The organism is Pseudomonas sp. LB3P25 (assembly GCF_054897985.1).
Window position 1 is genome coordinate 5,902,827 of sequence record NZ_CM142711.1, and the last position, 21,877, is coordinate 5,924,703.

19 protein-coding genes are annotated in these 21,877 nt (G+C 58.9%); 11 read left to right on the top strand and 8 right to left on the bottom strand.

Features of this window, described 5'->3' with window-relative positions; translation table 11 throughout:
• Positions 1-32: 32 nt before the first annotated feature.
• The 7 genes from ispC to rpsB all read right to left on the bottom strand — a co-directional run bounded on the left by ispC (position 33) and on the right by rpsB (position 6,095).
• Entirely contained in the window at positions 33-1,223 is a 1,191-nt protein-coding gene (gene ispC / locus ACYZTW_RS27160) for a 1-deoxy-D-xylulose-5-phosphate reductoisomerase (RefSeq protein WP_462002526.1), read from the bottom strand.
• Positions 1,220-2,026, bottom strand: coding sequence for a phosphatidate cytidylyltransferase (locus tag ACYZTW_RS27165; protein ID WP_462002527.1), 807 nt, complete (start codon positions 2,024-2,026; stop codon positions 1,220-1,222). Before ACYZTW_RS27165 ends, ispC begins: the two co-directional genes overlap by 4 nt.
• Complete coding sequence (gene uppS / locus ACYZTW_RS27170) at positions 2,026-2,781, bottom strand: polyprenyl diphosphate synthase (RefSeq protein WP_462002528.1); 756 nt, start codon at positions 2,779-2,781, stop codon at positions 2,026-2,028. Before uppS ends, ACYZTW_RS27165 begins: the two co-directional genes overlap by 1 nt.
• Before the next feature lie 13 nt (positions 2,782-2,794).
• Positions 2,795-3,352: a ribosome recycling factor gene (gene frr, locus ACYZTW_RS27175; protein ID WP_462002529.1), complete on the bottom strand. Its 558-nt coding sequence runs from the start codon at positions 3,350-3,352 to the stop codon at positions 2,795-2,797.
• Complete coding sequence (gene pyrH / locus ACYZTW_RS27180; protein WP_003172271.1) at positions 3,349-4,092, bottom strand: UMP kinase; 744 nt, start codon at positions 4,090-4,092, stop codon at positions 3,349-3,351. The genes frr and pyrH overlap by 4 nt, the downstream gene beginning before the upstream one ends.
• A 209-nt stretch (positions 4,093-4,301) precedes the next feature.
• Positions 4,302-5,165 (bottom strand): translation elongation factor Ts, encoded by an 864-nt coding sequence (gene tsf / locus ACYZTW_RS27185; protein WP_063342635.1) that lies wholly within the window; start codon positions 5,163-5,165, stop codon positions 4,302-4,304.
• A 192-nt stretch (positions 5,166-5,357) separates the two neighbouring features.
• Positions 5,358-6,095 carry a 30S ribosomal protein S2 gene (rpsB, locus tag ACYZTW_RS27190; RefSeq protein ID WP_003219330.1) on the bottom strand — a complete coding sequence of 246 codons (738 nt, stop codon included), beginning with the start codon at positions 6,093-6,095 and terminating at the stop codon, positions 5,358-5,360.
• A gap of 373 nt (positions 6,096-6,468) precedes the next feature.
• On the opposite strand from rpsB, the gene map reads away from it, so the two are divergent.
• From map to ACYZTW_RS27230, 8 genes are all read left to right on the top strand, one after another.
• Positions 6,469-7,251, top strand: coding sequence for a type I methionyl aminopeptidase (map, locus tag ACYZTW_RS27195; RefSeq protein ID WP_123365851.1), 783 nt, complete (start codon positions 6,469-6,471; stop codon positions 7,249-7,251).
• Between the two features lie 45 nt (positions 7,252-7,296).
• Entirely contained in the window at positions 7,297-9,999 is a 2,703-nt protein-coding gene (locus ACYZTW_RS27200; RefSeq protein ID WP_462002530.1) for a [protein-PII] uridylyltransferase, read from the top strand.
• A 174-nt stretch (positions 10,000-10,173) separates the two neighbouring features.
• Positions 10,174-11,373, top strand: coding sequence for a succinyldiaminopimelate transaminase (gene dapC, locus ACYZTW_RS27205; RefSeq protein ID WP_462002531.1), 1,200 nt, complete (start codon positions 10,174-10,176; stop codon positions 11,371-11,373).
• A 169-nt stretch (positions 11,374-11,542) separates the two neighbouring features.
• Positions 11,543-12,274 carry a M12 family metallopeptidase gene (locus ACYZTW_RS27210; protein ID WP_462002532.1) on the top strand — a complete coding sequence of 244 codons (732 nt, stop codon included), beginning with the start codon at positions 11,543-11,545 and terminating at the stop codon, positions 12,272-12,274.
• A 439-nt stretch (positions 12,275-12,713) separates the two neighbouring features.
• The gene (locus ACYZTW_RS27215) at positions 12,714-13,076 is read left to right on the top strand and encodes an ArsC family reductase (protein ID WP_462002533.1); all 363 of its coding nucleotides are present in this window, start codon (positions 12,714-12,716) and stop codon (positions 13,074-13,076) included.
• A gap of 33 nt (positions 13,077-13,109) precedes the next feature.
• On the top strand, positions 13,110-14,144 hold the full coding sequence (gene dapD / locus ACYZTW_RS27220; RefSeq protein WP_462002534.1) for a 2,3,4,5-tetrahydropyridine-2,6-dicarboxylate N-succinyltransferase: 1,035 nt from the start codon (positions 13,110-13,112) through the stop codon (positions 14,142-14,144).
• 142 nt (positions 14,145-14,286) lie between these two features.
• Entirely contained in the window at positions 14,287-15,492 is a 1,206-nt protein-coding gene (locus ACYZTW_RS27225) for an aminotransferase class V-fold PLP-dependent enzyme (protein ID WP_462002535.1), read from the top strand.
• Entirely contained in the window at positions 15,489-15,893 is a 405-nt protein-coding gene (locus ACYZTW_RS27230) for a SufE family protein (protein WP_462002536.1), read from the top strand. The genes ACYZTW_RS27225 and ACYZTW_RS27230 overlap by 4 nt, the downstream gene beginning before the upstream one ends.
• Before the next feature lie 87 nt (positions 15,894-15,980).
• On the opposite strand, the gene tcdA is transcribed toward ACYZTW_RS27230, so the two are convergent.
• Positions 15,981-16,793 carry a tRNA cyclic N6-threonylcarbamoyladenosine(37) synthase TcdA gene (gene tcdA, locus ACYZTW_RS27235; protein WP_446738922.1) on the bottom strand — a complete coding sequence of 271 codons (813 nt, stop codon included), beginning with the start codon at positions 16,791-16,793 and terminating at the stop codon, positions 15,981-15,983.
• 289 nt (positions 16,794-17,082) lie between these two features.
• Between tcdA and ACYZTW_RS27240 the strand changes: the two genes are divergently transcribed.
• From ACYZTW_RS27240 to ACYZTW_RS27250, 3 genes are all read left to right on the top strand, one after another.
• A complete protein-coding gene (locus tag ACYZTW_RS27240) occupies positions 17,083-19,674 on the top strand; it encodes a glycosyltransferase (RefSeq protein WP_462002537.1) in 2,592 nt (863 codons plus the stop codon).
• A gap of 236 nt (positions 19,675-19,910) precedes the next feature.
• Entirely contained in the window at positions 19,911-21,062 is a 1,152-nt protein-coding gene (gene dapE, locus ACYZTW_RS27245) for a succinyl-diaminopimelate desuccinylase (RefSeq protein ID WP_462002538.1), read from the top strand.
• Positions 21,062-21,871, top strand: coding sequence for a putative RNA methyltransferase (locus tag ACYZTW_RS27250; protein WP_218536281.1), 810 nt, complete (start codon positions 21,062-21,064; stop codon positions 21,869-21,871). The genes dapE and ACYZTW_RS27250 overlap by 1 nt, the downstream gene beginning before the upstream one ends.
• The last annotated feature ends 6 nt before the right edge of the window (positions 21,872-21,877 follow it).

Below are 21,877 nucleotides of genomic sequence, written 5' to 3' on the forward strand. Positions count from 1 at the left end.
CCAGTGCTGCATGGGCCAACGTATTGCAGCACTTACCGCCCGTGACGACTCAACCATTGCCCGGCCAGTACTCGCGCTTTCGCGTCGGCCGTGAACACTGCCTCGAGATCGTCTACCGCAACCACAGGCTCGAGATTCAACACTTCTTCGATGATACTCGCGATTTCCGGGTAGCGAACCCGCCCGTCGAGAAAGGCCGCGACCGCCACTTCATTCGAGGCATTAAGCATGGCCGGCGCGCTATTGCCAGATTCGGCTGCCTGACGCGCAAGGCGCAGACAAGGGAATCGCTCTTCATCAGGCGCCTGAAAGTCCAGCCGCGCGATTGCAAACAGATCCAGCGGTGCAACACCCGAGTCGATTCGCTCCGGCCAGGCCAGCGCGTTAGCGATTGGCGTACGCATGTCAGGGTTACCTAACTGCGCCAATACCGAACCGTCGATGTAATCGACCAGCGAATGAATCACGCTTTGAGGATGAATCACCACTTCGACCTGGGACGGCTTGGCATCAAACAGCCAGCAGGCTTCGATTAACTCCAGCCCCTTGTTCATCATGCTGGCCGAATCCACCGAAATCTTGCGCCCCATGGACCAGTTCGGGTGGGCACACGCTTGTTCAGGGGAAACATGCACCAGTTCAGCCATAGGTGTCTGTCGGAACGGACCGCCAGAGGCTGTGAGTAAAATCCGACGCACCCCGACCGCACCCAGCCCACGCGCGAAATCCTGTGGCATGCACTGGAAAATCGCGTTGTGCTCGCTGTCGATCGGCAGTAACACCGAACCACTCTTGCGCACCGCCTGCATGAACAACGCACCGGACATCACCAGTGCTTCTTTGTTGGCCAGGAGGATTTTCTTGCCGGCTTCGACCGCAGCCAGTGTCGGTCGCAAGCCCGCAGCACCCACGATGGCCGCCATGACCGCATCGACCTCAGGATCGGAAGCAACCTGACACAGGCCCTCCTCACCCACCAGCACGCGAGTCGGCAGACCTGCAGCGCGCAAGTCGTCCTGCAAGCCTCGGGCAGCACCCGACTCAGGCACCACGGCGAACCGAGGCGTATGACGAACACACAGCGCCAACAGCTCGCTCAGACGGGTGAAACCGCTCAAGGCGAAAACCTGATAGCGCTCGGGATGGCGAGCGATGACGTCAAGCGTGCTCAGACCAATCGAACCGGTCGCCCCCAGGACGGTAATTTTCTGTGGGCGACTCACGGTGCCGCCATCCACAGCAGCACCGCAAATACCGGAATCGCTGCAGTCAGGCTGTCGATGCGGTCCAGCACGCCGCCGTGACCCGGCAGCAGATTACTGCTGTCCTTGATCCCGGACTGACGCTTGAACATGCTCTCGGTGAGATCACCCACCACCGAGATGAACACGATGATGGCTGCGCCAATCAGACCTTTGAACAGCTGCGCCACCGTCCAGTCTCGAACCAGACCGACAATGACAGTAATGACCAGACTCACCGCGAGGCCGCCGTAGACGCCCTCCCAGCTTTTACCGGGACTAACCTGTGGCGCCAGCTTGCGCTTGCCGAAGGCTCGGCCTGAAAAGTAAGCACCGATATCAGCGCCCCAGACCAGCACCATCACCGCCATGATCAACCAGTTACCCAAAGACTCCTGTTTGATCTGAATCAGACCTTGCCAGGCTGGCAGCAGGATCAGCAGACCGATCACCAGCTTGCAGGCAGCGCTGGACCAAAGATCGCTGGACTGCGGATAAGTCAGCACCAAATAGGTTGCAACGCCCCACCAAAGCACCGAAGCGCCCAATACCCAAGGCGCGAGGCCGGGCAGGATATGCATGACAAACAGCATCAACGCGACCACAGCCGCATAGGCAACGCGAATCGACTGTTCAGTGAAGCCCGCCAGGCGAGCCCACTCCCATGCACCGAGGGTCACGACCAGCCCGATGAACAGCGCAAAACCGGTGCCCTCGAGCAGAAAAAACCCGCACAGGGCAATCGGCAGCAGGATCAGCGCAGTGATGATTCGTTGTTTAAGCATTAAACCCGGGCTCCAGCCTCGACCTGCTCGCTCGTTTTACCGAAGCGGCGTTGCCGAGAAGCAAAATCGGCCAACGCAGTACGCATGGCATCGTGTTTGAAGTCCGGCCAGAACAGGTCGGAGAAGTACAACTCGGCGTAAGCCAGTTGCCACAGCAGGAAGTTACTGATGCGGTGCTCGCCACCGGTACGGATACACAAGTCCGGCAACGGCAAATCGCCGGTAGCCAGACAGGTTTGCAACAGCTCCGGGGTAATGTCTTCCGGGCGCAGGTGCCCAGCCTGAACTTCCCGCGCCAGACGCTGTGCGGCCTGCGCGATATCCCACTGTCCGCCATAGTTGGCTGCGATCTGCAGAACGAAGCGATTGGCGCCCGCCGTCATTGCCTCAGCTTCACGCATGGCAGCCTGAAGCTCTGGATGGAAGCGCGAACGGTCGCCGATGATGCGCAAACTGATGTTGTTTTCGTTCAGGCGCCTGGCCTCGCGACGCAATGCCTTGAAGAACAGATCCATCAAGGCGCTGACCTCGTCGGCCGGGCGCTGCCAGTTCTCGCTGGAGAAGGCGAACAGGGTCAATACTTCGACCCCGGCCTCGGCGCACACCTCGATCACCGCACGAACCGCATCCACGCCCGCTTTATGACCGGCGACACCCGGCATAAAGCGCTTTTTCGCCCAGCGATTATTACCATCCATGATGATCGCGACATGGCGCGGCACCGCGGACGGCGCAGTCTGCTTGGTCTTATCCATTAAAACGCGACCCTTATACGGCCATCAGGTCTTTTTCTTTCTGCGCCAAATTCGCGTCGATTTCAGCCACGAACTTTTTGGTCAAATCATCGATCTCGCCAGTAGCGCGGCGCTCTTCGTCTTCGCTGATTTCTTTTTCCTTGACCAGATCCTTGAGCTGGCTGTTCGCATCACGACGGATGTTGCGCACAGCAACACGGGCATCTTCAGCCACATCGCGAGCCTGCTTGGTGAAGCCCTTGCGGGTTTCTTCGGTCAGGGCCGGCATAGAGATCAGCAGCAATTCACCCAGGTTGGTCGGGTTGAGGTTCAGACCCGCGCTACCGATGGCTTTGTCGACGGCACCCAGCATGTTGCGCTCAAAGGCAACGACTTGCAGGGTACGGGCGTCTTTGACGGTGATGTTCGCCACCTGCTTGATCGGAGTGTCGGAACCGTAATACGGCACCATCACACCTTCAAGAATGCTTGGGTGCGCCTGGCCCGTACGAATACGGCCGAAGTTGTGCGCCAGCGACTCTACAGATTTTTTCATGCGCTCTTGAGCGTCTTTCTTGATTTCGTTGATCATTGTTGGCCTTCCTCGATCAGGGTCCCTTCAGCGCCGCCATGCACGATGTTCAGCAGGGCGCCGGGCTTGTTCATGTTAAATACGCGCAATGGCATCTTGTGGTCGCGGCACAGGCAAATAGCGGTCAGATCCATTACACCCAGCTTGCGATCCAGCACTTCATCGTAAGTCAGATGATCGAACTTCTCGGCATGCGGGTCTTTGAATGGGTCAGCGGTGTAGACGCCATCGACCTTGGTCGCCTTGAGCACGACATCGGCATCGATTTCGATTGCACGCAGGCATGCAGCCGAATCCGTGGTGAAGAACGGATTGCCAGTACCGGCCGCGAAAATCACGACTTCCTTGGCGTTCAAGTGGCGCATGGCTTTGCGGCGATCATAGTGATCGGTCACGCCAACCATGGAAATGGCCGACATCACGATGGCCGAGATATTGGCACGTTCCAGCGCGTCGCGCATGGCCAAGGCGTTCATCACAGTGGCCAGCATGCCCATGTGGTCGCCAGTCACCCGATCCATGCCGGCCGCGCTCAGCGCTGCACCACGGAACAGGTTACCGCCGCCGATCACCAGACCGACCTGAACACCGATGCCGACCAGTTGGCCGACTTCCAGCGCCATGCGGTCCAGAACTTTCGGATCGATCCCGAACTCTTCCGAGCCCATCAGGGCCTCGCCGCTAAGCTTGAGTAGAATGCGTTTATAGCGAGCCTGATAACCACTGCCCTGCTGAGCCATTGCGAATCTCTCCTGCGGCGTATTTTAAAAATTCTTTGCGAGCTGTTTACAGCTGGCGTTCACTCTAGCTTGGCGCTGCTTCAGCGCCATCGGAACATGGCTTTGTAAGCCAGTTCCAAAGGAAACCAATTAAAAATTGGTGCCCCATCTGAAAAGAGGCTGCGCGCGTGAGCGGGCAGCCTCTTCAGGGCGACAGTTAAAAAACCGTCTTATTGCTTGGCGGCAGCCAGCTGGGCAGCAACTTCTTCAGCGAAGTTGTCGACCGGCTTCTCGATGCCTTCGCCTACTTTGAAGTAGGTGAAAGAAACGATCTCTGCACCGGCTTTCTTGGCCAGTTCGCCGACCTTGATTTCAGGATTCTTGACGAACGCCTGTTCAACCAGGCTCGCTTCAGCCAGGAACTTGCTGATACGGCCTTTGACCATGTTTTCAACGATGTTTTCTGGCTTGCCGGCGATCTTGTCAGCGTTGAGGGTCAGGAACACACCTTTCTCGCGCTCGACCGCTTCAGCGGAAACTTCCGATGGCAGCAGGAATTCAGGGTTGGTGGCCGCTACGTGCATAGCGATGTCTTTGGCCAGCTCAACGTTGCCGCCCTTGAGAACAACCGCAACACCGATCTTGTTGCCGTGCAGGTAACCACCAACAACATCACCTTCAACGCGAGCCAGGCGACGGATGTTGACGTTTTCGCCAACCTTGCCGACCAGAACCAGGCGATCGGCTTCTTGAGCTTCGATCAGCGGAGCAACATCAGTCAGCTTGTCAGCGAATGCTTTTTCAACGCTGGAAGCAACAAATGCCTTGAAGTCGTCCTGCAGAGCCAGGAAGTCGGTCTGCGAGTTCACTTCCAGCAGAACGGCGGATTTACCGTCTTCCTTAAGAGCGATAGCGCCTTCAGCGGCAACGTTGCCAGCTTTCTTGGCAGCTTTGATGGCGCCGGAAGCACGCATGTCATCAATGGCTTTCTCGATGTCGCCGCCAGCCTTGGTCAAGGCCTTTTTGCAGTCCATCATGCCTTCGCCAGTACGCTCACGCAGTTCTTTGACCAACGCTGCAGTAATCTCTGCCATTTCAAAATTCCTCTTGGATAGGTTTTCAACCATTCCACCCGATCGAACGGGCGATCAATTCTTCCCGAACCACCCTTGCTGGCTGCTGCAGGTTACAAAGGCTGTAACTGCGCTGCCGACAAACGGTTTTCGAGGTGGCAAAAAGGGGGCCAAGCCCCCTTTTTGCTTACTGAGTCAACGCCAAGGCGTCAATTACTCAGCTGCTGCTACCGGAGCTTCTTCAACGAACTGCTCGGTGCCGCCAGCAACGTGGTTGCGACCGCGGATGACAGCGTCAGCCATCGAACCCATGTACAGCTGGATAGCGCGGATTGCGTCATCGTTGCCTGGGATGATGTAGTCAACGCCTTCCGGGCTGCTGTTGGTATCGACTACGCCGATAACCGGAATGCCCAGCTTGTTGGCTTCGGTGATCGCGATACGCTCGTGATCAACGTCGATAACGAACAGAGCGTCTGGCAGACCGCCCATGTCCTTGATACCACCCAGGGAACGATCGAGCTTCTCAAGATCGCGAGTGCGCATCAGCGCTTCTTTCTTGGTCAGCTTGGCGAAAGTACCGTCTTCGGCTTGCACTTCAAGGTCACGCAGACGCTTGATGGAAGCACGGATGGTTTTGAAGTTGGTCAGCATACCGCCCAACCAGCGGTGATCGACGTACGGCGAGCCGCAACGTGCTGCTTCTTCAGCAACGATCTTGCCAGCGGAACGCTTGGTGCCGACGAACAGAATCTTGTTTTTGCCCTGGGCCAGACGCTCTACGAAAGTCAGAGCCTCGTTGAACATTGGCAGGGTTTTTTCAAGGTTGATGATGTGGATCTTGTTACGCGCGCCGAAAATGTATTTACCCATTTTCGGGTTCCAGTAACGGGTCTGGTGACCGAAGTGCACACCGGCCTTCAGCATATCGCGCATGTTGACTTGGGACATGATAGTTCCTTAATAAGTCGGGTTTGGCCTCCACGTATCCCAATGACCAACCAGCAGCATCAGCTGAAGGCACCCAGGTCATCGTGTCGACACGTGTGTGGATTTAGGCTTTTCAGGGGATCCCCGGAAAGCGGCGCATTTTATATCACAAGGCTGAAAAAAACGGAACCCGGATTGTTAAATCCTGGCGCGCGCTTTGGTTGCGCCCCTTGGAATCCTCCAAGAATGCGCCATTCTATAGGGAGAAGCGATGCACAGAGGCTCAGATTTGCGCTGCTCGTCTGTTAGAATCACGTTTTTAAGGGCCGCGACGATCGATCGCGCAACGCCCATTCCGTTTTAGAAAGCGCCATCGAGCGCAGAGAGAGCCTGTATGACCGTCACCCTCAAAACCCCAGAGGACATCGCAAAAATGCGCATCGCCGGCAAACTGGCCGCCGATGTGCTGGAAATGATTGCCGAACATGTCAAGCCGGGCATTACCACTGAAGAACTGGACCGCATCTGCCACGACTATATCGTCAATGAGCAGAAAGCCATCCCTGCCCCGCTCAACTACAAGGGCTTCCCGAAGTCGATCTGCACCTCGATCAACCACGTGGTCTGCCACGGCATTCCGAACGAGAAGCCATTGAAGGATGGCGATACGCTGAACATCGACGTCACCGTCATCAAGGACGGCTACCACGGCGACACCAGCCGCATGTTCCACGTCGGCACCGTGCCGGTCTGGGCCGAGCGCCTGTCGCAAATCACCCAGGAATGCATGTACAAGGCCATCGAAATCGTCAAACCCGGCTGCCGCTTGGGCGACATCGGTGAAGTCATTCAGAAGCACGCAGAGAAAAACGGTTTCTCGGTGGTTCGCGAGTTCTGCGGTCACGGCATCGGCAAGGTGTTCCACGAAGAGCCGCAGATCCTGCACTACGGCCGCGCCGGCACCGGCATGGAACTGAAAGCCGGCATGACGTTCACCATCGAGCCGATGATCAACCAGGGCAAGGCCGACACCAAGGTATTGGGCGACGGCTGGACCGCGATTACCAAGGACCGCAAGCTGTCGGCACAGTGGGAACACACCCTGCTGGTGACCGAAACCGGTTACGAGATCTTCACCCTGCGCGCCGACGACACCATCCCGCGCGTTTCGGCCTGATCCGAGCGCGCAGCTCCTCAGCCTTATAGACAGGAAAGCCAATCGATGCCGCAGGTGGATCCCGAACTCTTCGACCGAGGCCAGTTCCAGGCTGAACTGGCCCTGAAGGCCAGCCCGATCGCGGCCTTCAAGAAGGCGATTCGCCAGGCCCGCGAGGTGCTCGACGAGCGCTTTCGCAGCGGCCGCGACATTCGCCGGTTGATCGAGGATCGCGCCTGGTTCGTCGATAACATCCTGCAAAAGGCCTGGGAGCAGTTCAACTGGAGCGAAGATGCCGACATCGCGCTTGTCGCGGTCGGCGGCTACGGTCGCGGCGAGCTGCACCCGTATTCCGACATCGACTTGCTGATCCTGCTGGACAGCGCCGATCACGAAGTTTTCCGCGACTCCATCGAGCGTTTTCTGACGCTGCTGTGGGACATCGGCCTGGAAGTCGGTCAGAGCGTGCGCTCGGTGGACGAATGCGCCGTTGAGGCCCGCGCCGACCTGACGGTCGTCACCAACCTGATGGAAAGCCGCACCATCTGCGGCCCCGAACGCCTGCGCCAACGGATGCTCGACGTCACCAGCACCGCGCACATGTGGCCGAGCAAGGACTTCTTCCTGGCCAAACGCGCCGAGCAGAAGGCCCGTCACCACAAGTACAACGACACCGAATACAACCTGGAACCCAACGTCAAAGGTTCACCCGGCGGCCTACGGGATATTCAGACAATTCTGTGGGTGGCCCGTCGTGAATACGGCACCCTGAACCTGCGGGCCCTGGCCGGCGAAGGTTTCCTGGTAGAGAGCGAAAACGCCCTGCTGGCCTCCTCCCAGGAGTTTTTGTGGAAGGTTCGTTACGCCCTGCACATGCTCGCCGGTCGCTCCGAAGACCGCTTGCTGTTTGATCACCAGCGCACCATTGCCGGGCTGCTGGGTTTCAAAGGCGATGACGCCAAGCAAGCCATCGAAAACTTCATGCAGCAGTATTACCGCGTGGTCATGAGCATTGCTCAGCTCAGCGACCTGATCATCCAGCACTTCGAGGAAGTCATCCTCGCGCCGGAAGATGAAGCCCCGCCGCAGCCGATCAACTCGCGGTTCCAGCTGCACGACGGCTACATCGAAGCGCGCAACGACAACGTGTTCCGCCGCACACCATTCGCCATGCTCGAGATCTTCGTGCTGATGGCGCAGCAGCCGGAAATCAAGGGCGTGCGCGCCGACACCATTCGTCTGCTGCGCGAGCACCGTCACTTGATCGACGACGACTTCCGCAACGATATTCGCAACACCAGCCTGTTCATCGAACTGTTCAAGTGCAAGATCGGCATCCACCGCAACCTGCGACGGATGAATCGTTACGGCATCCTCGGCCGCTACTTGCCGGAGTTCGGCTTTATTGTCGGGCAGATGCAGCACGATCTGTTTCACATCTATACGGTCGATGCTCACACCCTGAACCTGATCAAACATCTGCGTAAGTTGCAGTACACCCAGGTGTCGGAAAAATTCCCGCTGGCCAGCAAGCTCATGGGCAAACTGCCCAAACCGGAGCTGATCTACCTGGCCGGCCTGTACCACGACATCGGTAAGGGCCGGCATGGTGATCACTCGGAAATCGGTGCAGTGGATGCCGAAGCCTTTTGCCAGCGCCACCAGTTGCCGGTGTGGGACAGCCGCCTGATCGTCTGGCTGGTGCAGAACCATTTGGTGATGTCGACCACCGCCCAGCGCAAGGACTTGTCCGACCCGCAAGTCATCCACGATTTCGCGCAGATCGTCGGCGACGAAACTCACCTCGATTATCTGTACGTGTTGACCGTCGCCGACATCAACGCCACCAACCCGACGCTGTGGAATTCCTGGCGCGCCAGCCTGCTGCGCCAGCTCTATACCGAGACCAAGCGTGCCTTGCGCCGTGGCCTGGAAAACCCGGTCGACCGCGAAGAGCAGATTCGCCAGACCCAGAGCGCAGCACTGGACATTCTGGTGCGCGGCGGCACCGATCCGGACGACGTCGAGCAGCTGTGGGCGCAATTGGGTGATGACTACTTCCTGCGCCACACCGCCGGCGACGTGGCCTGGCACAGTGACGCGATCCTCCAGCAGCCGGCCGACGGCGGGCCGCTGGTGCTGATCAAGGAAACCACTCAGCGCGAGTTCGAAGGCGGCACGCAGATTTTCATTTACGCACCGGATCAGCACGACTTCTTCGCCGTGACCGTAGCCGCAATGGACCAACTTAACCTGAACATTCACGACGCCCGGGTCATCACCTCCAGCAGCCAGTTCACCCTTGACACCTACATCGTGCTCGACACCGACGGCGACTCGATCGGCGATAACCCGGCACGGGTCAAACAGATCCGCGAGGGCCTGACCGAAGCTCTGCGCAACCCGGACAATTACCCGACCATCATTCAGCGCCGGGTACCGCGCCAGCTCAAGCATTTCGCGTTTGCACCACAGGTGACGATCCACAACGACGCCCAGCGTCCGGTGACCGTGCTGGAACTCAGCGCTCCGGATCGCCCGGGCCTGCTCGCACGCATAGGCACGATCTTCCTGGAGTTCGACTTGTCGCTACAGAACGCCAAGATTGCGACCCTCGGCGAGCGCGTAGAAGACGTGTTCTTCATCACCGACGCGAACAACCAGCCGTTGTCCGACCCATTGCTGTGCAGCCGCTTGCAGGATGCAATCGTCGAACAGCTGACCGTCAACCAGGAATCAGAAATCAAACTGTCGCGCTTGAGTATCTGAATTAACAAATATCCCCTGTGGGAGCGAGCCATGTGGCGAGGGGATTTATCCCCGTTCGGCTGCGAAGCAGTCGTAAACGCGCTTTAACTTTGAAATGCCGGGGCCGCTCCGCAGCCCAACGGGGATAAATCCCCTCGCCACACTGGCTCGCTCCCACATTAAAAGAGGCCCCTCATGAACAACGCTTTGAACCAGTTGCAGCCCTACCCGTTCGAGAAGCTCCGCGCCCTGCTCGGCAGCGTCACGCCAAACCCGGACAAGCGTGCCATCGCGCTGTCCATCGGCGAGCCCAAACACCGTTCGCCAAGCTTCGTCGCCGAAGCCCTGGCAAGCAATCTGGATCAGATGGCCGTGTACCCGACCACCCTCGGCATCCCGGCCCTGCGTGAAGCCATCGCCGCGTGGTGCGAACGTCGTTTCAGCGTTCCGAACGGCTGGCTCGACCCGGCGCGTAATGTGCTGCCGGTCAACGGTACCCGCGAAGCGCTGTTCGCCTTCACCCAGACCGTGGTCAACCGTGGCGACGATGCGCTGGTGGTCAGCCCGAACCCGTTCTATCAGATCTACGAGGGTGCGGCGTTCCTGGCCGGGGCCAAGCCGCATTACCTGCCATGCCTGGATGAAAACGGCTTCAACCCGGATTTCGACGCTGTTTCACCGGACATCTGGAAACGCTGCCAGATCCTGTTCCTGTGCTCGCCAGGCAACCCGACCGGCGCCTTGATCCCGGTTGAAACCCTGAAGAAGCTGATCGCCCTGGCCGACGAATACGACTTCGTGATCGCCGCCGACGAGTGCTACAGCGAACTGTACTTCGACGAACAAACCCCGCCGGCTGGCTTGCTCAGCGCCTGCGTGGAACTGGGCCGCAAGGACTTCAAGCGTTGTGTGGTGTTCCACAGTCTGTCCAAGCGCTCCAACCTGCCGGGCCTGCGCTCGGGTTTTGTGGCCGGTGATGCGGACATTCTCAAAGGCTTCCTGCTGTATCGCACTTATCACGGTTGCGCGATGCCGGTTCAGACTCAACTGGCCAGCGTTGCCGCGTGGAATGACGAAGTGCATGTGCGTGCCAACCGTGCGCTGTATCGCGAGAAATACGATGCGGTGCTGGAAATCCTCAGCCCGGTGATGGACGTGCAGCGCCCGGATGGCGGTTTCTACCTGTGGCCGAACGTGCAAGGCGACGACGCGGCATTCTGCCGTGATCTGTTTGCCGAGGAACACGTGACAGTGGTGCCGGGTTCCTACCTCTCCCGTGAGGTGGATGGCGTCAACCCCGGCGCCGGTCGTGTGCGGATGGCACTCGTTGCGCCGCTGGCGGAGTGCGTGGAGGCGGCAGAGCGGATTCGCGCCTTCATTACCCGCCACAAGTAACCCTGAAGGCCCGTGTCAGGCAATCTGGCGCGGGCATCGTATATATCAAGTTACAACTCCTATAACTGTATACCGCACCCGCCTGCAGACCGGACTTTAGTCTCATGCAGCGCACCTCGCTGTGCCTGAACTTAAATCCTTACACTGAACTTCACGGATGAAGCCAACGATGAACGAACTTCAACACTGCAGGCTTATGCAGTGGCCAGACGACCAGGCGGCCTACGTGGCTGCTGTTAATGAAAATCCTGCCAATGCTGGTTCCAGCAGCGGCACTCGCCGCAAACGCTCATTGGTTAACTACTCAAAACTGTGGGTTAACGGCCGCACTTTGAAAATCGCGTTCATGGACGCTCCAGATTCGGGCCATAAACAGAAAATCATCGATGCAGCCAGTCAATGGTTGCCGTATATCAATCTCAAGTTTGAGTTCGTCGATGATCTGCAGGGCGAGATTCGGATTGCCACCAGGAACAATGACAACAGCTCAATGCTGGGCACCGACGCGTTGTTGATTCATCCCGACTGGCCGACCATGAACCTGGGGGTTAAACCCGAGCATGAAGATTTCAGGGTGATCGTAACTCACGAATTTGGGCACGCATTGGGTGCAATGCACGAACATCAACACCCCGAAGCCAAGATCCCCTGGGATAAACCGAAAGTGTATGAGTTCTATCAGAACCGGAAAATGAATCCACTGACCAAAGAGCAAGTCGATAGAAACATCTTTTCGCCCTTCAATACGATCGAGGCGATTTATACGCCTTACGACAGAAAGTCCATCATGCACTATCCCGTGGCGAATACACTGACACTGGGTAATTGGGAAATCCCTATCAACCGAAAGATCAGTAAAAAAGACAAGCGCCTTATGAAACTTCTGTACCCGAAGCGGTGATACGTCATTAACAAAAGATAACCACCCAAAGAGCTCTTTATGTTCCGCATTGCGCAATGCAATGCGAAACCCTCAATTCTAAAAACATACCGAAACACGTCCTGAGTCATTTCGCCTTTGCCGCGCAAGCATCGCAGCAGAATCGACAAGCGCCAGATGCCCTGCGCGTTTTCCAAGACAATCGACAGCATTGAAGTGCCATATTAGCCGCTTAAACTGCGGGCAGGCCGCTACACCAATGCCGCATGCAGGCACGGACAGCCTGATTACCCTGTGGGAGCGAGCCTGCTCGCGAATGCGATGTAACATCCACCCTAAATGTTGGCTGACCCACCGCCTTCGCGAGCAGGCTCGCTCCGACAGGTTTTACGCGTTAACTGATTGGCCATGGCATAATCCGTCACCTTTTATTTCCAGCACCTGCAAAGGGGGCAATTCCTTGACCGTTTCAAGTAAAACGTTGCACCTTTTCGGCATCAAAGCCTGCGACACCATGAAAAAGGCGCGCACCTGGCTCGATGAACACGCTGTCCGCTATGACTTTCATGATTACAAGACGGTCGGAATCGACCGTAAACACCTGACCCAATGGTGCGACGAGCACGGCTGGCAAGTGGTGTTGAACCGTGCAGGCACGACCTTTCGCAAGCTCGACGACGAACGCAAAGCCGATCTCGACCAGCCGAAAGCCATCGAACTGATGCTCGCACAACCCTCGATGATCAAGCGCCCGGTGCTTGATCTCGGTGACCGAACCCTGATTGGCTTCAAGCCAGATATCTACGCGGCAGCGCTCAAGTAAGGCAGCCCGTTCCAATTTGTTAGAGGTATCAACATGTCTACTACCCTGTTCAGCCTGGCCTTTGGTGTCGGCACTCAAAACCGCCAAGGCGCATGGCTGGAAGTGTTTTACGCGCAGCCACTGCTCAACCCGTCGGCCGAACTGGTCGCTGCCATCGCACCTGTTCTGGGCTACACCGAAGGCAATCAGGCCATCGCCTTCACCACCGCTCAGGCGTCGCAACTGGCTGAAGCCCTGAAAAGCGTTGACGCTGCCCAGGCTGCCTTGCTGACCCGTCTGGCCGAGAGCCACAAACCGCTGGTCGCGACTATTCTGGCCGAAGACGCTCAACTGACGTCCACCCCTGAGGCTTACCTCAAGCTGCACCTGCTGTCCCATCGTCTGGTCAAGCCGCACGGCCTGAACCTGGCCGGTGTGTTCCCGCTGCTGCCGAACGTGGCATGGACCAGCCAGGGCGCAATCGACCTGGCCGAACTGGCCGAGCATCAACTGGAAGCCCGTCTGCGCGGCGAGCTGCTGGAAGTATTCTCGGTGGACAAATTCCCGAAAATGACCGACTACGTGGTTCCGGCCGGCGTGCGTATCGCTGACGCGGCACGTATTCGTCTGGGCGCCTACGTGGGCGAAGGTACCACCGTGATGCACGAAGGTTTCGTCAACTTCAACGCCGGCACCGAAGGCCCGGGCATGATCGAAGGCCGCGTTTCCGCTGGCGTATTCGTCGGCAAGGGTTCGGACCTGGGCGGCGGTTGCTCGACCATGGGCACCCTGTCGGGCGGCGGCAACATCGTGATCAAGGTCGGCGAAGGCTGCCTGATCGGCGCGAACGCCGGTATCGGCATTCCGTTGGGCGACCGCAACACCGTTGAGTCGGGCCTGTACGTGACCGCTGGTACCAAAGTGGCGCTGCTGGACGAGCACAACAAGCTGGTCAAAGTGGTCAAGGCCCGTGAACTGGCCGGTCAACCTGACCTGCTGTTCCGTCGCAATTCGGAGACCGGTGCTGTGGAATGCAAAACCCACAAATCGGCTATCGAACTGAACGAAGCGCTGCACGCTCACAACTAAGCAGAGCGTCAAACGATCAACCTGTGTAGGAGCAGAGCTTGCTCGCGATGGGGCCTTTGAGGCCGCCAAAAGCATCGCGAGCAAGCTTTGCTCCTACAAGGTCAGGCGTACACCCCGCCCATGTTCACCAGGGCCGAACAACATGATGATTCCCTCTCCCTGGCGCGCCGATTTTCCGGCCATCGCCGCATTGCAACGGCAAGACCAGACGTATCTGGACAACGCCGCCACCACGCAAAAACCTCAAGCCCTGTTGGATGCCCTGGCGCATTACTACGCCAACGGTGCGGCCAACGTGCATCGGGCGCAACACTTGCCCGGCGCCCACGCCACCCAGGCGTTCGAGGCCAGCCGCAGCAAAGTCGCCCATTGGCTCAATGCCGGCGATTGCGGGCAGATCATCTTTACCCATGGCGCAACGTCTGCGCTCAACCTCCTGGCTTATGGCCTGGAACATCTTTTCAATCCGGGCGATGAAATTGTCATCAGCGCTCTGGAGCATCACGCCAACCTGTTGCCATGGCAGCAACTGGCCCACCGTCGCGACCTGAAACTGGTGATCCTGCCACTGGACGCTGACGGCTTGATTGACCTTGATGCCGCCGCGCAGTTGATCGGTCCGCGAACCCGCTTGCTGGCAGTTAGTCAGCTGTCCAATGTACTCGGCGCCTGGCAGCCGTTGCCCGCACTCTTGGCGATGGCCAAAGCACATAACGCGCTGACCGTGGTCGATGGCGCCCAAGGCGTGGTTCATGGTCGGCCCGACGTGCAGGCGCTGGGCTGCGACTTCTATGTGTTTTCCAGTCACAAGCTCTATGGCCCCGATGGGCTGGGCGTGCTGTTCGCACGCAACGAAGCGCTTGAGCAACTGCGCCATTGGCAATTCGGCGGCGAAATGGTGCTGGATGCGGATTACCACAGCGCTCGCTTTCGCCCGGCGCCGCTGGGTTTCGAGGCGGGTACACCGCCGATTGCCAGTGTGATTGGTCTGGGGGCGACACTGGATTATCTGGCAGGGCTTGATCAGGACGCGGTGTCTGCCCATGAAGCGGCGCTGCATGACTATTTGCTCAAAGGCCTTGAAGCGCGCAACGGCATTCGGTTGTTGGGCAAACCGCAACTGGCGCTGGCCAGTTTTGTCATCGAGGGTGTGCATAACTCTGATTTGGCGCATTTGCTGACCGAGCAGGGGATCGCGGTGCGCGCCGGTCATCACTGCGCCATGCCGTTGCTCAAGCGTTTTGAGCTGGCCGGGGCGATTCGGGTGTCGTTGGCGCTGTACAACGATTCCGAAGACCTGGAGCGGTTCTTTGAAGCGCTGGATCAGGCGCTGGAGCTGTTGCGATGAGTTTGCCCGCCGATGCCGTCACCGCGCTGGAGACTTTTCAGAAGGCTGCCGGCTGGGAACAGCGGGCGCGGCTGTTGATGCAGTGGGGCGAGCGTCTGCCAGCGTTGAGCGATGTGGATAAAATCGACGCCAACCGCGTGCATGGCTGTGAAAGCCAGGTGTGGTTGGTGGGTGAATTGCGCGATGGTCACTGGCAGTTTGCCGCGAGCAGCGATGCGCGGTTGATTCGCGGGCTGGTGGCGTTGCTGCTGGCGCGGGTTAACGGGTTGTCGGCGGTCGAGTTGCAGCAGGTGGATTTGCCGGATTGGTTTAATCAGCTTGGGCTGAACCGTCAGCTTTCTCCGTCGCGCAGTAATGGCCTCAATGCCGTATTACAGCGAATGAATGAGTTGGCCGGGTAATCGCCTTCGCGAGCAGGCTCGCTCCCACATTGGAATGCGTTCCCCTGTGGGAGCGAGCCTGCTCGCGAAGGGGACATCCGCCGCCCTCTAAACCTCAGGCTTGATGCGATCCGCAGGGCGACGCACACCCGCCACAATCTTATCCACAGCCTTGGTCGCCGCGACCATGCCAAACGTCGCCGTCACCATCATCACTGCCCCAAATCCACCCGCGCAGTCGAGCTTCACGCCATCACCGACAAAACTCTTCTGCAAGCAAATGCTGCCATCCGGCTTCGGGTAGCGCAGTTGCTCGGTGGAAAACACGCACGGCACGCTGTAATGGCGGGTGACGGTACGGGAGAAGTTGTAATCCCGGCGCAACGTGGAGCGCACTTTCGAGGCCAACGGATCATTGAAGGTCCGGTTCAAATCGCAAACCTGAATCAACGTCGGATCAATCTGCCCACCCGCGCCACCGGTGGTGATGATCTGAATCTTGCGGCGCTTGCACCAGGCAATCAGCGCCGCCTTGGCATTCACGCTGTCGATGCAATCAATGACGCAATCGATGTTCGGTGTGATGTATTCGGCCATGGTCTCGCGAGTGACGAAATCCGCCACAGCGTGCACCGTGCAGTCCGGGTTGATCCCGCGCAGGCGCTCGGCCATCACGTCAACCTTGGGTTTGCCGACGGTGCTGTCCAGCGCGTGCAACTGACGGTTGGCGTTGCTGACGCAGACGTCATCCAGGTCAAACAGCGAAATCTCGCCCACGCCACAACGGGCGATGGCTTCCGCCGCCCAGGAACCGACGCCACCGACGCCGACGATCGCCACGTGGGCCGCGCGTAAACGCTCCAGACCGTCGATGCCATACAAACGGGCGATGCCTGCAAACCGCGGATCTTCTGTACTCATGACCATTACCCCAAAAACCGGCGCGCATTATAGGGCCGTCAGCGGCCAAGAGCATCTTTGGGCTATGAACGGGCGTCTTGACCTCTTTAATCAGCCTACACAGAACCAAGATTTAACCTACAAGGTCCAACGAAAGAACTTAAACCGAGTTGGATTGCCCAACGTCCGGCATTTCCCTGTCCGCTGTACGGTCAGTGAACGCCCGGTGTAGGATGCGCGCCCCCTGCCCCTTTAGCAGCCAGCCGCAGACCGTTCCTTCGTTCCACAGCCTCCGGAACCTGAATAAGCTATGTCATCGCGTAAATTTGGACTCAACCTGGTCGTGGTGCTCGCCATCGCAGCCTTGTTTACCGGCTTCTGGGCGCTGATCAATCGCCCGGTCACCGCCCCCAACTGGCCTGAACAGATCTCCGGCTTTTCGTACTCGCCGTTCCAGCAAGGGCAGTACCCGCAAAAAGAGCAATACCCGACCGACGATGAAATGCGTCGCGATCTGGAGATCATGACCAAGCTGACGGACAACATCCGCACTTACTCGGTCGATGGCAGCCTGGGGGATATTCCCAAGCTCGCCGAAGAATTCGGTTTGCGCGTGACGTTGGGTATCTGGATCAGCCCGGATCTTGCGCGCAACGAGCGTGAAATCCTGCGCGCCATTGACCTGGCCAATACCTCCCGCAGCGTGGTTCGCGTCGTGGTCGGTAACGAGGCGATCTTCCGTAAGGAAATTACCGCCGCCGAACTGAGCGTGATCCTTGATCGCGTCCGCGCGGCAGTGAAAGTACCGGTGACGACCTCCGAGCAATGGCACGTCTGGGAAGAAAACCCGAGCCTGGCCAAGCACGTCGACTTGATCGCCGCCCACGTCCTGCCGTATTGGGAACATGTTCCGATGGAGCAGTCCGGGCAGTTCGTACTCGACCGGGCCCGTGACCTGAAAAAGATGTTCCCGAAAAAACCGCTGCTGCTGTCGGAAGTCGGCTGGCCGAGCAACGGCCGTATGCGCGGTGGCGCCGACGCGTCGCCGGCAGACCAGGCGATTTATCTGCGGACCTTGGTCAACAAGCTCAATCGCCAGGGCTTCAACTATTTCGTGATCGAAGCCTTCGACCAACCGTGGAAGGCCAGTGACGAAGGTTCCGTGGGCGCTTACTGGGGCGTTTTCAACGCCGCGCGCCAGCAGAAATTCAACTTTGAAGGCCCGGTCGTCGCGATCCCACAATGGCGCGTGCTGGCCATCGGTTCGGTGGTGTTGGCTCTGCTGTCCCTGACCCTGCTCATGATCGACGGCTCGGCCTTGCGTCAGCGCGGCCGCACCTTCCTGACCTTCATCGCGTTCCTCTGTGGTTCTGTGCTGGTGTGGATCGGTTACGACTACAGCCAGCAATACAGCACCTGGTTCAGCCTGACGGTGGGCTTCTTGCTCGCGCTCGGTGCACTCGGGGTATTTATCGTGCTGCTGACCGAGGCGCATGAACTGGCCGAAGCGGTCTGGACTCACAAGCGTCGGCGTGAATTTCTGCCGGTGGTCGGCGATTCGGACTACCGACCGAAAGTCTCGATTCACGTGCCTTGCTACAACGAGCCGCCGGAGATGGTCAAACAGACCCTCAACGCCCTGGCCAACCTCGACTATCCGGACTTCGAAGTCCTGATCATCGACAACAACACCAAGGACCCGGCGGTCTGGGAACCGGTGCGCGATTATTGCGAAACCCTCGGCCCGCGCTTCAAGTTCTTCCACGTTGCACCGTTGGCCGGTTTCAAGGGCGGCGCGTTGAATTACCTGATTCCGCACACCGCCAAGGATGCCGAAGTGATTGCGGTGATCGACTCGGACTACTGCGTCGACCCGAACTGGCTCAAGCACATGGTGCCGCACTTCGCCGACCCGAAAATCGCCGTGGTGCAGTCGCCGCAGGATTATCGCGATCAGAACGAAAGCACCTTCAAGAAGCTCTGCTACGCGGAATACAAAGGTTTCTTCCACATCGGCATGGTCACCCGTAACGACCGTGACGCGATCATCCAGCATGGCACCATGACCATGACCCGACGCTCGGTGCTCGAGGAACTGGGTTGGGCTGACTGGTGCATCTGTGAAGACGCCGAGTTGGGTCTGCGTGTATTCGAAAAAGGCTTGTCAGCGGCGTATTACCACACCAGCTACGGCAAAGGCCTGATGCCCGATACCTTTATCGACTTCAAGAAACAGCGTTTCCGCTGGGCCTATGGCGCGATTCAGATCATCAAGCGTCACACCGCCAGCCTGTTGCGCGGCAAGGACACCGAGCTGACCCGTGGCCAGCGTTACCACTTCCTCGCGGGCTGGTTGCCGTGGGTCGCGGATGGCATGAACATCTTCTTCACCGTCGGCGCCTTGTTGTGGTCGGCGGCGATGATCATCGTGCCGCAGCGGGTCGATCCACCGTTGCTGATTTTCGCGATCCCGCCATTGGCGCTGTTCGTGTTCAAGGTGGGCAAAATCATCTTCCTCTACCGCCGTGCGGTCGGGGTCAACCTGAAGGATGCGTTCTGCGCGGCATTGGCAGGGTTGGCGTTGTCGCACACCATCGCCAAAGCGGTGCTGTACGGCTTCTTCACCAGCAGCATTCCGTTTTTCCGCACGCCGAAAAACGCCGATAACCATGGCTTCTGGGTGGCGATTTCGGAAGCTCGCGAAGAAATGTTCATCATGCTGCTGTTGTGGAGCGCGGCACTGGGGATTTTCCTGGTGAACGGCCTGCCGAGCAACGACATGCGCTTCTGGGTGACGATGTTGCTCGTGCAATCATTGCCATACCTGGCGGCCCTGATCATGGCGTTCTTGTCTTCGCTGCCGAAACCGGCGGTCGAGGGCGAGACGGCTCCGGCGGTCTAAATCGTTCCAGATGCACTAAACGGCGGCCAATGGCCGCCGTTTTGCTTTAAGATAACCGCCATTTTGCAGGCCTTGGCGGAGTACGGTTTGCCAACCGAACCCGATACCTGTGGGAGCGAGCCTGCTCGCGAATGCACTGTCACAATCAAAGTTTATGTTGACTGACACACCGCATTCGCGAGCAGGCTCGCTCCCACATTAGCCCTTGCCCATATTCAAGTTTTCCGGAGTCTTACATGACGGCCCACGCCGACCTTTCGCCGACCCTTCAACTCGCCATCGACCTGATCCGCCGTCCGTCCGTGACGCCGGTCGACGCCGATTGCCAGAAGCAGATGATGCAGCGCCTGGGCGATGCTGGTTTCAAGCTGGAACCGATGCGCATCGAAGATGTGGATAACTTCTGGGCGACCCACGGTAAACACGACGGTCCGGTGCTGTGCTTCGCCGGCCACACCGACGTGGTGCCGACTGGCCCGGTGACCGCCTGGCAGATCGACCCGTTCAACGCAGTAATCGACGAACACGGCATGCTCTGTGGCCGTGGCGCAGCAGACATGAAAGGCAGCCTCGCTTCCATGACCGTGGCGGCCGAGCGCTTCGTCGCCGACTACCCGGATCACAAGGGCAAGGTCGCTTTCCTGATCACCAGCGACGAAGAAGGCCCGGCGCACCACGGCACCAAAGCAGTGATCGAACGGCTTGCCGCCCGTAAGGAGCGTCTGGACTGGTGCATCGTCGGCGAACCGTCGAGCACCACTCTGGTGGGCGACGTGGTCAAGAACGGCCGTCGCGGCTCCCTGGGCGCCAAGCTGACCGTGCGCGGCGTGCAAGGTCACGTGGCCTATCCGCACCTGGCGAAAAACCCGATTCACCTTGCTGCCCCGGCCCTGGCCGAACTGGCCGCCGAGCACTGGGACCACGGCAACGATTTCTTCCCGCCGACCAGTTTCCAGATCTCCAACGTGAACTCCGGCACCGGCGCGACCAACGTGATCCCAGGTGATCTGGTGGCGGTGTTTAACTTCCGCTTCTCTACCGAATCCACTGTGGAAGGCCTGCAAAAGCGCGTCGCCGATATTCTCGACAAGCATGGCCTGGACTGGCACATCGACTGGGCGCTGTCCGGTCTGCCGTTCCTCACCGAACCGGGCGCGTTGCTGGATGCCGTCGCGTCGAGCATCAAGGACATCACCGGTCGTGAAACCAAGGCGTCCACCAGCGGTGGCACCTCCGATGGTCGCTTCATCGCGACCATGGGTACGCAGGTTGTTGAACTGGGCCCGGTCAACGCGACGATCCACCAGGTCAACGAACGTGTGCTGGCTGCCGACCTCGATGTGCTGACCGAAATCTACTACCAGACCCTGATCAAGTTGCTCGCCTGATGCTGGCCTGCCCGATCTGTAGCGAACCGCTGAACGCGGTGGACAACGGCGTGGCCTGCCCCGCCGGGCATCGCTTCGACCGCGCTCGTCAGGGTTACCTGAACCTGTTGCCGGTGCAGCACAAGAACAGTCGCGACCCAGGGGATAACCTGGCGATGGTCGAGGCCCGTCGCGATTTCTTGAACGCCGGCCATTACGCGCCGGTGGCCAAGCGCCTGGCGGAATTGGCAGCGCAATACGCCCCCCAGCGCTGGCTCGACATCGGTTGTGGCGAAGGTTACTACACCGCGCAAATCGCCGAGGCCTTGCCGAACGCTGACGGTTACGCGCTGGACATCTCCCGGGAAGCGGTCAAACGCGCCTGCAAACGTAACCCGCAGCTGACCTGGTTGATCGCCAGCATGGCACGGGTTCCGCTGGCCTCTGGCAGCTGCCAGTTTCTCGCCAGCGTCTTCAGCCCGCTGGATTGGGAGGAAGCCAAGCGCCTACTCAGCCCCGGTGGTGGCTTGATGAAAGTCGGGCCGACCAGCGGCCATCTGATGGAATTACGCGAGCGTCTGTACGACGAAGTGCGTGAATACACCGACGACAAGCATTTGGCTTTGGTGCCGGAAGGCATGGCGTTGCAACACAGCGAAACCCTGGAGTTCAAACTGACGCTGGAAAAGGGTCAGGACCGTGCGAACCTGTTGGCCATGACGCCCCACGGTTGGCGCGCCAGCGCCGAACGCCGGGCGGCGGTCATCGAACAGGTCGAGCCGTTCGAGGTCACCGTTTCGATGCGCTACGATTACTTTGTTCTTCAATAACTCTTT